Here is an 11,523-nt window from a genome sequence, read left to right as displayed (position 1 = left end):
CCCGCGCCTAGGGTGTGGTAGGGGAGAAAGTGGATCTCCTGTACCGTGCCAAGGTTGGCGGCGGCCTGGGTGATGGCCTCGATGGAGGCGTGGTCGGCATTGAAGCCGGGGATGAGCGGCACCCGGATCTGCATGGCTACGCCGCGCTCGGCCAGCCGCTTGAGATTGGCCAGGGGCAGGGCGACCTTGCCGCGGGTCCAGTCGAAGAAGCGTTGCTCATCCACCTGCTTGAGATCCGCCAGCAGCAGGTCGAGGTGGGGGAGGCTGGGTTCAATCTGGTGCCAGGGCACGTGCAGACAACTTTCCACCGCGGTATGTAGCCCCTCGGCCTTGCAGCGGGCCAGCAGGCTGGCGGCAAATTCGGGCTGCATGAAGGGCTCGCCGCCGGAGAGGGTGACCCCGCCGCCACTGCGCTCGAAGAAGGGGCGATCCCGCAAGATGGTGGCCATCAGGGTGTCCAGGCTCTCCTCCCGGCCGCACACCTGCAGCGCTTCGCTGGGGCAGAGACCGCGCAGCCGTTCCACATCCTGATTGCGCAGGGTTGAGCGGGTGAGCTGGACACCCTGGCTGTCACGCAAGATTGCCGGGCAGGCATCGCTGCAGAGCCGGCATCCCTCGATGCATTGGCGCCGGTCGAGTAGTATGTCCGGTTTGGGAGAGCGGCTTTCCGGGTTTTGACACCAGCGACAGGCCAGCGAGCACCCCTTGAGAAACACCAGGGTGCGAATGCCGGGGCCATCGTGAGTTGAATAGCGTTGCAGGTCGAAAATCATACCGCCTCCTTTTGTTTTTGCATTCTATTTTCTTTCGTTCGAAAGTTGATTTGATTTTGATCGACTAAATTGCGGATGTTATCTCGCTAGAATGGCGACAGATTGAACATCCCTTTAAGGAGTCAGAGATGGAGCTTTATCTCGATACTGCCGATGTGGCTGCGGTGCGCCGCTGGTCACGGATCCTGCCGCTGGCTGGCGTCACCACCAACCCGTCCATTACCGCTGCAGGCGGCATGCCGCTGACCGAGCTGCTGCCCGCTCTGCGGGAGGTACTGGGGCCCAAGGGGCGGCTGTTTGCCCAGGTGATGGCCAAAACCGAGACCGAGATGGTGCGCGAGGCATTTGCCCTGCGTGAGCTGGACCGGGACCTGGTGATCAAGATCCCGGTGTGTGAAGAGGGGCTGGCGGCCATCAAGACCCTGACGGCCAACGGGGTACCGACCCTGGGCACGGCGGTCTATACCCCGCTGCAGGGCTGGCTGGCGGCGGTGGCGGGGGCCGAATACGTGGCGCCCTACGTCAACCGGCTGGATGCCCAGGGGGGCGATGGCATCGCCACCGTGCAGGAGCTGCAACAGCTGCTGGCGCTGCACGCGCCGAACAGCAAGGTGCTGGCGGCCTCCTTCCGCACCCCGCGCCAGGCGCTCGACTGCCTGCTGGCGGGTTGCCAGTCCATCACATTGCCGCTCGACGTGGCCGAACAGCTGCTGAGGGTGCCGGCGGTGGACGCGGCGCTGGCGAAGTTTGATCAGGATTGGCAGCGGGCGTTTGCCTGAGCCTGTTTGGAGGCAAGATGAAGGGGCGGCTGGCGGACTAAGCTAGAAGAGAGGGCCCGTTTGATGGGCCGCTATCGATGGCTGATCGGAGGTGCCCCATGAGCGACCATACCCTGCTGCCCCACGGTGAAGATCTGCGCCGCGCCGTGCGCTGGCTTAGCGAGCACCATCAACACGACATCCGGGCCATCGAAGAGGCCTGCATCCGCTTCGATCTGTCGCCGCTGGATGAGGAGTTTCTCATCCAGCACTGCGCTGAGCGGTTGCGGGAAGGGGGGGCCAACTAGACGAAGTTGGCGAGGTTGATGCCGAACTCCTTGGGATCGACCGTGCTCTCGATGGTCTCCTGCACCCCGTTCTTGGCCAGATCCAGCCACTGCACCTCGAGGTAGTGGCGCTGGGCCCCGTGATAGATCACCTTCACCACCGGTTTGAGCGGCTCATGGGGATTGCGCTGCATGACGATGGCCAGCCGCTGGTTGGAGAGCTGCACCAGGGTACCCGCCGGATAGACCCCCATGCACTTGATGAACTTGGTAACCAGCTCGGCATCGAAGTGGTGGTTGATCCCCTTGAGCAGAATGCGAAAGGCCTGGGTCGGCTGCATCCCCTGCTTGTAGACCCGGTCCGCCGTGACCGCGTCATAGACATCGACGATGCCGCTCATGCGGGTATAGAGCGAGAGCTGCTCGCCCTTGAGCCGCTGCGGGTAACCGGTGCCGTCGAGCCGTTCGTGATGGTTGGCGGCCACCTCCAGCATGGTGGCGGTGATGCCGGGGGTGTTGCTCAGGATCTCGTAGCTGTGCACCACGTGCTGGCGCATGACCACAAACTCCTCGTCGGTGAGCTTGCCCGGCTTGTTGAGCACCTCGTCCGGGGTCATGATCTTGCCCACGTCGTGCAGCAGGCCCCCCAGGGTCAGCTCCTTGAGCACGCTGCGATCCAGGTCCAGATAGCGGCCAAAGTTCGCCAGCAGGATGGCGACGTTCATGGAGTGCTCCATCAGGTAGGCATCCTTGGCGCGAATGCGGGCCAGACAGAGCATGGCGTCGCCGTGGGTGAACATGGTGTCCACCATCTCCTCGGCCACTGCCGCCAGCGGCGTGATGTCGATGGGCTCCCCCGCCTTGAGGTGGCGGATGAACTTGCCCTGCAGCTCGCGAGCCTCCTGATAAAGCCGGCGGATCTTCAGCTCGCGCCCCTCGCCGTTGCTGCTGCCAGCGCTGCGCTGAGCGTGGGATGAGGAGACGGCGGGCTGGGGGGAGATGACCTGCTCGATGCCGGGCAGCTTGCTGCGGGCGAGATCGACCCGCACCGTGAGTACGCCGCGCCTGACCAGATCGTTGATCTGCTGGCGGGTAGTCACCAGCCCCATCTGGGCAATCTCCATGCCGCCGGTCTGGCTGGTAATGGCGATCACGTACATGCCGGGTTGCAGCTGGTTGACGGGAATGACGGGATGAGGAGTGTGCGACTTCATACGGCTTCCTGACATTATTATTATGCGTGACGTTAGGCCCTCTGTTGGCAGTCTAACACCGGCGCCCGGGTTCGTCATGGCGACATGCTGGCCGGCCTTGGCGCTTAGTGCTGGAGTTGTCGGCCCCGGCCGATATAATGACGCCCCTTTCTTGATGGACTCTGAGGTTGTGCATGCGGCTCGATAAATTTCTTTGCGATTGTTCCGACTTGACCCGCTCGCTGGCGGGCAAACTGATCCGGCAGGGAGAGGTGATGGTGGACGGCATCGTGGTCAAGCAGCCCGCTTTCCACATCAACGAGCAGAGCCAGATCGAGTTCGACGGCGTCACCCTCACCCTGGATCAGCGCAACCGCTACTTCATGCTGCACAAGCCGGAAGGGTATGTCTGTTCCAACGAAGACCCGGATCACCCCACCGTCTTCTTCCTGATGGATGAGCCGGCCATGGGCAAGCTGCACGTGGTGGGGCGGCTCGATCTCGACACCACTGGCCTGGTACTGGTGACCGATGACGGCCAGTGGTCCCATCGCATCACCTCTCCCCGTCACGAGTGCGCCAAGACCTACCACGTCTGGTTGGCCGATCCGGTCAGTCCGGATGCCATTGCGCTGTTTGCCGAAGGGGTGCTGCTGCGCAGCGAGACCGAGAAGACCCGACCGGCCCAGCTGGAGATCCTGGGGGAGTGCGAGGCGCGCCTCACCATCCACGAGGGCAAGTACCATCAGGTGAAGCGGATGTTTGCCGCCATCGGCAACAAGGTGGTGGGGCTGCACCGGGAGCGGGTGGGCGATCTGGTGCTGGACGACGATCTGGCGCCGGGCGAATATCGCGAGCTGACCGCCGACGAAATCGCCCGCTTCTGATCGCCAGGAGTCAGTGGCCGCTGGCGCCCAGCACCAGTACGGTCCCCAGAGTGGCCAGCAGGGTACCGGCCCAGGCGGCGGCGGACGGCCGCTCGCCCGAGTGCCACCACAGCAGCGGCAGCAAGATGACGGGGGTGGTGGAGGAGAGGATGGCCACCATGCCCACATCCCCCTGTTTCAGGGCCACCAGGATCAGCGTCATGCCGAGCGCCATGGCGAGGAATCCGTTGAGGGCTATCATGCCGAAGATGCGACGGTTGATGGGATGCAGCGGCTTGCTCAGTGGCAGCCCGGTCATGCGCAGGGCGCAGTGAGCCAGCAGGGCGCTGCCCATCCTGACACCGGAGGCGCTCACCGCATCGACGTTGCCGCCCATCATCACCGGCTTGGCGATGATGGCCCCAGGCTCTGGCAGAGGGCGGCGGTCAGCCCCAGCGCGACCCCGGCTGCCAGGCTGCCCCGTATTTTTTCCCATTCGCTGCCGCTGCTGCGCCGACCAAACAGAATGGCCAGCATGACGCCGACAAACACCAGCATGGCGCCGGCCAGCCGGGAACCGGTCAACTGCTCGTTGAACAGCCAGAGCCCGAGCAGCGCGGAGAACAGCGCATGGCAAGAAAACAGCAGACCGCTGCGACGGGGGCCCAGCCGGTTCATGCAGGCGTAGAGGGCGGTATCGCCGATGAAGATGCCGATGAGGCCCGAGATGGCCAGCAGGGGGAGGGCGCTGCCCGAGAGGGTGTGCCAGCCACCGGTCAAGAGACTCATGCTGCCGAGCATCAGGCTGACCAGGCACATCCGCCAGCGGCTGTAGGCAAATGGCCCCAGATGGCGAGCCGGTTTGACGGAAATCAGGGCCGCTACTGCCCATAAACTGGCCGCTGCCAGCGCCAGCCACTCATACCCCATAAAAACTCCTGAAAAAAATAGCCCGAGAGACTCCATCTCTTGGGCAAGCCCGATACAATACGGGGCGTCTTCGGGGATAACAAGCGCGGCATCATGCATTCGTATCCAGGCGCGCCGCCGGCCTTCCCCCTTTCCTGAAATAAGTGCATTGAACGAGGTTTATGTCATGGTTTACCGCTTAGTACGCCGGCCGGCACCACGCTGGCTCTCCCCCTTGCTGCTGGGGCTGTTGCTGACCCCGTCGCTGCAGGCGACCACGGTATCCCAGGATCCCGCGTTGTCGGATCGCCAGACCCTGGTCAAGGGCAATGGCGCCGAGCCCGAATCCCTCGACCCGGCCCAGATCCGCTCCGGCTTCCCCGGTGAAGTGGTGCTGGTGGACCTGTTTGAAGGGTTGGTGAGCGAGGATGGTCAGGGCCGGATCGTACCGGCCCAGGCCCAGCGCTGGGAGACCAGTGCAGACGGACTGGTCTGGCGTTTCTTCCTGCGCCCGCAGCTCAAGTGGTCCAACGGCGAGCCGCTCACCGCCGCCGATTTCGTCTATGCCTGGCGCCGTCTGCTGGATCCCGCCCAGGCCTCGCCCTCCGCCGGCCTGCTGCTGGCAACCGGCATCAACAATGCCCAGTCCATCTACGCCGGTGCGCTCGATCTCAACTCCCTGGGGGTGGAGGCCGAGAGCGAGCAGATCCTGAAAGTGACGCTGGAGCTGCCGGTTCCCTACTTCCTGCAACTGATAAGCCAGCGCCCCTTCGTGCCGGTCAACGAGAAGGCCATCAGCCAGTTCGGCAAGCAGTGGACCCAGCCAGGCAAGCTGGTCAGCAACGGCGCCTACAAGCTGGTGAACTGGGTACCGAACGAGCGCATCGAGGCGGAGCGCAACGTGCAGTACTGGGATGATGCCCACACCCGGATCCAGCGGGTGACCTATCTGCCACTCGCCTCCCAGCATGCCGAACGGCTGCGCTACGAGGCGGGAGAGATCCAGCTTACCAACAAGGTGGCGCTGGAGTATTACCAGAAAACCAGAGAGGCGACTCCCGAGCGGATCTGGGGCCTACCGCTGCTGGGCACCTACCTCTACACCTTCAACCTGCGCCGTCCCGAGCTGCAGGACGTGCGGGTGCGTCAGGCACTGGCCATGACCATCGATCGTCACCTGTTGACCGAAAAGGTCAGCGGGCAGGGCGAGCAACCCGCCTGGTCGCTGCTGCCCGGCATGCCGGGTTATGAGGCGCTGAGCTCCCCTCTGGCCCTGCAGGATCAGCCGACCCGGCTGGCCAGGGCGGCGGCGCTGCTGGCCCAGGCGGGCTATGACAGTCAACATCCTCTCAAGCTGACGCTCACCTACAACACCTCTGAGAATCACAAGAAGCTGGCGCTGGCCGTCGCAGCCATGTGGAAGCCGCTGGGGGTCGAAGTGACGCTCAACAACATGGAGTGGAATGCCTATCAGGTGGCCAAAGACAGCGGCGATTTCATGCTGGCCCGCTCCTTCCTGTTCGGGGATTACGTGGAGCCCTCTGCCATGCTCAACAGCTTCCGCTGCCAGGATCCCCAGAACGAGAGCGGTTACTGCAACCCGGCCTTCGACGGCTTGCTGCAACAGGCGGCAGATACCCTGGATGGCAATGCCAGGAGCGGGATCTACCACCAGGCCGAGCAGTTGCTGATGGACGAGATGCCGGTCATTCCCGTCTATTACTACAACCAGATGCGACTGGTGGATCCTACCCTGCGCGGCCTGCCGGTGCAGAACCTCAAGGGAGCGATCGCCACCAAGGATCTCTACTTCAGTCAGCAGTAAGGAGCTTGCCATGAAAATAGCCATTCTTTCCGACCTGCACGGCAGCCTGAGCGCGCTGGAGCAGGTACTCGACCAGCTCGCCCCCTGGCAGCCGGATCACTATCTGCTACTCGGCGATCTGCTCAACCACGGCCCACGCAATCCGGTGCCGCCTGGCTATGCTCCCGCGGCCGTGGCCGAGCGGCTCAACGGACTGGCTTCCCGCATCATGGCGGTGCGTGGCAACTGTGATTCGGAAGTAGATCAGATGCTGCTGGATTTCCCCATCACCGCCCCTTACAACCAGCTGCTGGTGGACGGTCGGCGCTGGTTCGTCAGTCACGGCCATCTCTATCGGCCTGCAGAGGTGCCGCTGCCTGCCGGCAGCCTGTTCATCAGCGGTCACACCCATCTGCCCGTGTTGCAGCGTGAAGGGGAGCGGGTGCTGATGAACCCGGGATCCATCTGTTTTCCACGCGGCAACCTGGCGGCAAGTTATGGCCGCTACGAGGATGGGGTACTCGGGATTCACGCCTGTGCGGACAGCGAAGTGCTGTTGCGGCTGGAACTGTAAAAGAGAAGGGGTTGGAAGGGGTGTGCTGTGGTGCAGCCAGCAGTCGTAACGGGTAGATCAGGCCTTGATGCCGATGGAGCGGGTACCGGAGCGGGTATTGCCCTTGGCGTCATAGGTCAGGGAGTTGCGATCCCGCAGCTTGCTCAGGTAGCTGGCCAGCCGGCGGTTAGAGACGATGCTGAGCTCGAGCAGGCGCCCGTTCAGATCGTTCTGTTCCTGGCAGGCATCGAGTTTCTCACGCAGGGTGCGCATCTGCTCGGGGTGGGCGTTCAGTTGCTGTTTCAGGTCGGGCAGCAGCGCCATGGCCTTGTCCAGCTCTTCAATATCGGCAAGCAGCTTCTGCTTGCGCTCTGCCAGCTCGGGCAGCGCCAGTGCCTGGTGCTGCTTGAGCAGGTTGAACTCCTCCTCCAGCAAGCCCTGCATCTGGGAGAGGTAGTCGTCTTGGGTGTGCAGCAGCGAAGGTAAATCCATCATCCCAGCAACTTGTCGAGGTTGGATTCAAAACTGAACATCTTCTTGGCCACCGCTTCGCTGTCGACCCGATATTCACCATTGGCCACGGCTTTCTTCAGGCTCTCGACCCGGCTTTCATTGCCGGTGGAGGCTGAGTTGAGGTTCTTCTGCATCTGTTGCAATTGCTGCGCCTCGCTGGTCAGAGAGACGGAGTCGGTCTTGACGGCCGCCGCACGGTTGTCGGAGGACGAGGTCGCTGGTTTGGTGCTGGCACCCTGGCTGCTACCGGTATTTTGCAACCGATTGTTCGCCAAGTTGTTGATATTGTTAATAGCCATAGTGTTTACCTTCGCCTGCTTTGCTGTTCGCTTACCTGTTTATCGGTGGCTGCCGTCATAACTTTAGAAAAAAAGTGATCCGAAAATACTCAGAAGGTGACCACCACGGAGCCAACTGCGTTGACTTTTCCCTGCACCGTTTTGCCTGACCGGATATTGACGAGCCTGATCATGTCTCCGAAGCTGCCATCTTGCAAGGCTCGGGCCATGGTTTTGATTTGCATGCTGCTATTTTCTGCGCTGAGGGTCACCTGGTCACCCTTGCAGACGACGCAGACCTGGCTGAGCCGGATGGGCTGGCCCGGCTTGAGTTCCCGTTTGCTGCGAACGCCGATGAGGGCCGTGGTATCGCTGAGATAGTCGCCGCGGATCAGGGTCTGATCCTGGTAGGCCTGTGTCAGCACGCTCTCGCTGAGGATGTCGCCCTTGGCCACCGGCGTGGAGACGGTCACATACGGCTTTTGTATGCTGATCCGCACCGGCAGGTAGAGATCCCAGGCCTTCTCCTCTTCACACTTGAGGTAGACGGTGGTATTGCGGCGGATTTCCATCTTGGCTGGCAGGGTGATGGACAGATGCTCTTCGCAGCGACTCAGGGGAAGACGTTCATCGATGGAAGCGGCCTGTACCTGTGCCTGGGCGTCGAGGGGAACATCGAGTTGGCCGAGCACAAATTCCTGCGCTTTTTCTTGCAAGTAACTGGTCACCTCGGATGCCGTGGCGTGAGAAATGCCGCAAAACAGCAGTAAGGTGAGGAAAAGTCTACTAATCATTTTCGCTCGCAGGCCGATAAGTTGTTCACGTATATCACCATATTTAACTATGCTTGCTTCAGAATTCGTTCGTAGTGACATCGACAGTCTGACGCAAGCCAACACGCACGCATGATTAATGCCAAGCGTTTTTAGGGAGTGTTTATGGCCAGTATCCTGGACTCGGTCAACCAACGTACCCAGCTGGTGGGGCAAAACCGGCTGGAATTGTTGTTGTTTCGTCTCAACGGACGTCAAAGATTTGGCATCAACGTATTCAAGGTTCGTGAAGTGTTGCAGTGTCCTCCCTTGACCGTCATGCCCAAGCTCAACTCCTGCATTCGCGGGGTGGCCCACATTCGTGGCCAGACGATCTCCGTCATCGATCTGAGCATGGCGATGGGCAAGCGTCCTATCGAGGATCTGACCAAGTGTTTCATCATCATTTCTGAATACAACCGCTCCATTCAGGGCTTTCTGGTGCACTCGGTCGAGCGCATCATCAATATGAACTGGGAATCCATCCTGCCACCGCCGAAAGGGGCGGGTCGCATCAACTACATGACGGCCGTCACCGAGGTGGATGGGGAACTGGTCGAGATCCTGGACGTGGAGCGCATCCTCAACGAGATTTCGCCGGTGTCGACCGAAGTGAGCCAGGAGCTGGTGGAGGCCAGCGTAGAACACCCGACCCTGGGACGTCCGGTGCTGGTAGCGGATGACTCTTCCGTGGCCCGCAAGCAGGTGCAGCGCGCCCTCGAAGCCATCGGGGTACAGTGCGTGCTGGCCAAGGATGGACGCGAAGCGCTCAACATGTTGCTGGAGATGTCCAAAAACGGTCCCATCAAGGATCAGATCGCCCTGGTGATTTCGGACATCGAGATGCCGGAGATGGATGGATATACTTTCACGGCAGAGATCCGCAACAATCCCAATCTCAAGGACTTACATGTTATTCTGCACACATCCCTCAGTGGGGTGTTCAATCAGGCCATGGTGCAGAAAGTTGGTGCGAATAATTTCATTGCCAAATTCCAGCCGGATGAATTGGCCAAGGCCGTACAAGGCGCACTCTAATCAAGAAGAACAAACTGCATGAAGACACTTTCGGACGACTTATACAAACAATTCAGCAATTTTCTGGCGGTACAGAGCGGAATCGTGCTGGGTGACAACAAACAGTATCTGGTCAAGAGTCGGCTTTCACCCTTGATGACTCAGTTTGGTATTGAGAGTCTGTCTGATCTGGTTACTCGAGCGATGAGCGTGCGTGAGCGTGACCTGAAAATGGCAGTGGTTGATGCCATGACCACCAACGAAACCCTGTGGTTTCGCGATACCTATCCCTTCCAGCTGCTGACCGACAAGCTCTTTCCCGAGCTGGGCAAGAGTGGTCGGCCCATCAAGATCTGGTCTGCGGCCTCGTCCTCCGGACAGGAGCCCTATTCCATCGCCATGACGGCGCTGGAACAGCAGATGAAGAAGCCCGGCACCTTGCCAGGTGGCGTCCAGATCGTGGGAACGGACATCTCGACCACCATGCTCAATCAGTGCAAGGAGGGGGTATACGACAGCCTGGCACTGGCCCGTGGTTTGTCGCCCGAGCGCAAGAAGCTGTTCTTCGAACCCTATGGCGACAACAAGATGCGGGTGGTGGAGCGTGTCAGAAAATTGACCACTTTCCGGCCCTTGAACCTGCTGGAGAGCTACAGCCTGCTTGGCAAGTTTGACATCATCTTCTGTCGCAACGTACTCATCTACTTTGCCCCGGAAGTGAAGTCCAAGATCCTCAACCAGTTTGCAGCCAGCCTCAATCCCGGCGGCTACCTGATGTTGGGGGCTTCCGAGTCGCTGGCTGGTTTGACTGACAGGTTCGAGATGATCCGCTGCAACCCCGGCATCGTCTACAAGGTTAAATGATCCTCGCTTAAATCCTTCCTTGGCACATCTCTTGCTAATAATTTCTCAAGCAGGAGGTGTGCTATGGCAATTTCATTCGACAAGGCATTTGGTATCCATCAATACACGCTGAGCGTTCGCTCCAAGCGTGCCGAGGTGTTGTCCAGCAACATTGCCAACGCGGATACCCCTGGCTTCAAGGCCAGAGACATCAACTTCTCGCAAGCATTGGAAGAGGCCCAGCAACATCAGGGCTTCGGCCTTGCCACGACCAGCGAGAAGCACTTTGCCCTGCAGATGGATGCGCCTGGCGTGACGCAGTACCGCAATCCCCTGCAGCCGGATACCGGTGATGGCAACACGGTGGACGTGCAGCAGGAGCGCAGCGAGTTCTTGCGCAACAGCCTTGAATACCAGACCTCCCTTGAATTTATGAACAGCAAGATCAGTGGCCTGCTGAAGGCCTTGAAAGGAGAACAGTGATGAGTTTGTTCAAGGTCTTTGACATTGCAGGCTCGGCCATGAGTGCACAGTCTGTTCGACTCAACACGGTAGCCAGCAACATGGCCAACGCCGACAGCGTGAGCTCCAGCGTGGAAAAAACTTACCATGCCAGGCGGCCAATCTTTGCCGCCCAGCTGGATCAGGCCATGTCGGACAAGCAGGCGTCGGCCGGGGTTGAAGTGAAGGGCATTGTCGAGAGCGATGCCCCTCTGCTCAAGGAGTACAACCCCAACCACCCCATGGCAGACAAGGATGGCTTCATCTTCAAGCCAAACGTCAACATGGTGGAAGAGATGGCGGACATGATCAACGCCTCGCGCAGCTATCAAACCAACGTGCAGGTGGCCGATTCTGCCAAGAAGATGCTGCAGCAGACGCTCAACCTCGGCAAGTCCTGACAGGGGGACGCATAA

14 protein-coding genes and 1 pseudogene are annotated in these 11,523 nt (G+C 60.5%); 9 read left to right on the top strand and 6 right to left on the bottom strand.

The features are described from left to right. On the bottom strand, nt 1-773 hold a 773-nt coding region (locus CAK78_RS11740; protein ID WP_094697384.1), incomplete at its 3' end, for a glycyl-radical enzyme activating protein. A gap of 128 nt (nt 774-901) precedes the next feature. Here CAK78_RS11740 and fsa point away from each other — a divergent pair. Then, complete coding sequence (fsa, locus tag CAK78_RS11735) at nt 902-1,552, top strand: fructose-6-phosphate aldolase (protein ID WP_094697383.1); 651 nt, start codon at nt 902-904, stop codon at nt 1,550-1,552. Nucleotides 1,553-1,650: 98 nt separating this feature from the next. Next, nucleotides 1,651-1,839, top strand: a complete 189-nt coding sequence (locus CAK78_RS11730) for a hypothetical protein (protein ID WP_094697382.1) — start codon at nt 1,651-1,653, stop codon at nt 1,837-1,839. Here CAK78_RS11730 and CAK78_RS11725 read toward each other — a convergent pair. Next, nucleotides 1,836-3,032: an HD-GYP domain-containing protein gene (locus CAK78_RS11725; RefSeq protein WP_094697381.1), complete on the bottom strand. Its 1,197-nt coding sequence runs from the start codon at nt 3,030-3,032 to the stop codon at nt 1,836-1,838. The two genes, CAK78_RS11730 and CAK78_RS11725, sit on opposite strands and share 4 nt — an antisense overlap. Before the next feature lie 173 nt (nt 3,033-3,205). On the opposite strand from CAK78_RS11725, the gene rsuA reads away from it, so the two are divergent. Continuing rightward, nucleotides 3,206-3,898 carry a 16S rRNA pseudouridine(516) synthase RsuA gene (gene rsuA, locus CAK78_RS11720; RefSeq protein ID WP_017765630.1) on the top strand — a complete coding sequence of 231 codons (693 nt, stop codon included), beginning with the start codon at nt 3,206-3,208 and terminating at the stop codon, nt 3,896-3,898. A gap of 10 nt (nt 3,899-3,908) precedes the next feature. Here rsuA and CAK78_RS11715 read toward each other — a convergent pair. Next, a pseudogene (locus CAK78_RS11715) lies at nt 3,909-4,807 on the bottom strand (DMT family transporter). Nucleotides 4,808-4,973: 166 nt separating this feature from the next. Here CAK78_RS11715 and CAK78_RS11710 point away from each other — a divergent pair. Both CAK78_RS11710 and yfcE read left to right on the top strand, forming a co-directional pair. Continuing rightward, nucleotides 4,974-6,611: a peptide ABC transporter substrate-binding protein gene (locus CAK78_RS11710; protein ID WP_094697380.1), complete on the top strand. Its 1,638-nt coding sequence runs from the start codon at nt 4,974-4,976 to the stop codon at nt 6,609-6,611. 10 nt (nt 6,612-6,621) lie between these two features. Next, nucleotides 6,622-7,164, top strand: a complete 543-nt coding sequence (gene yfcE, locus CAK78_RS11705; protein ID WP_094697379.1) for a phosphodiesterase — start codon at nt 6,622-6,624, stop codon at nt 7,162-7,164. A 57-nt stretch (nt 7,165-7,221) separates the two neighbouring features. On the opposite strand, the gene CAK78_RS11700 is transcribed toward yfcE, so the two are convergent. From CAK78_RS11700 to flgA, 3 genes are all read right to left on the bottom strand, one after another. Beyond that, nucleotides 7,222-7,638, bottom strand: a complete 417-nt coding sequence (locus CAK78_RS11700; protein ID WP_017778566.1) for a flagella synthesis protein FlgN — start codon at nt 7,636-7,638, stop codon at nt 7,222-7,224. Next, on the bottom strand, nt 7,635-7,955 hold the full coding sequence (gene flgM / locus CAK78_RS11695; protein WP_005302771.1) for a flagellar biosynthesis anti-sigma factor FlgM: 321 nt from the start codon (nt 7,953-7,955) through the stop codon (nt 7,635-7,637). Before flgM ends, CAK78_RS11700 begins: the two co-directional genes overlap by 4 nt. A gap of 89 nt (nt 7,956-8,044) precedes the next feature. Continuing rightward, entirely contained in the window at nt 8,045-8,650 is a 606-nt protein-coding gene (gene flgA / locus CAK78_RS11690; RefSeq protein WP_254924761.1) for a flagellar basal body P-ring formation chaperone FlgA, read from the bottom strand. 222 nt (nt 8,651-8,872) lie between these two features. On the opposite strand from flgA, the gene CAK78_RS11685 reads away from it, so the two are divergent. From CAK78_RS11685 to flgC, 4 genes are all read left to right on the top strand, one after another. Further along, nucleotides 8,873-9,784 carry a chemotaxis protein CheV gene (locus tag CAK78_RS11685; protein WP_005302769.1) on the top strand — a complete coding sequence of 304 codons (912 nt, stop codon included), beginning with the start codon at nt 8,873-8,875 and terminating at the stop codon, nt 9,782-9,784. An 18-nt stretch (nt 9,785-9,802) separates the two neighbouring features. After that, nucleotides 9,803-10,627 carry a CheR family methyltransferase gene (locus CAK78_RS11680; RefSeq protein ID WP_094697378.1) on the top strand — a complete coding sequence of 275 codons (825 nt, stop codon included), beginning with the start codon at nt 9,803-9,805 and terminating at the stop codon, nt 10,625-10,627. A 63-nt stretch (nt 10,628-10,690) separates the two neighbouring features. After that, nucleotides 10,691-11,089: a flagellar basal body rod protein FlgB gene (gene flgB / locus CAK78_RS11675; RefSeq protein WP_005302767.1), complete on the top strand. Its 399-nt coding sequence runs from the start codon at nt 10,691-10,693 to the stop codon at nt 11,087-11,089. Then, the gene (flgC, locus tag CAK78_RS11670) at nt 11,089-11,508 is read left to right on the top strand and encodes a flagellar basal body rod protein FlgC (RefSeq protein ID WP_005302766.1); all 420 of its coding nucleotides are present in this window, start codon (nt 11,089-11,091) and stop codon (nt 11,506-11,508) included. Before flgB ends, flgC begins: the two co-directional genes overlap by 1 nt. The last annotated feature ends 15 nt before the right edge of the window (nt 11,509-11,523 follow it).

The organism is Aeromonas sp. A35_P (genome assembly GCF_002259925.1).
GTDB lineage: Bacteria > Pseudomonadota > Gammaproteobacteria > Enterobacterales > Aeromonadaceae > Aeromonas > Aeromonas dhakensis.
Note: the sequence above shows the minus strand (reverse complement) of the source record. Positions and strands in the feature narration are given on the sequence as shown.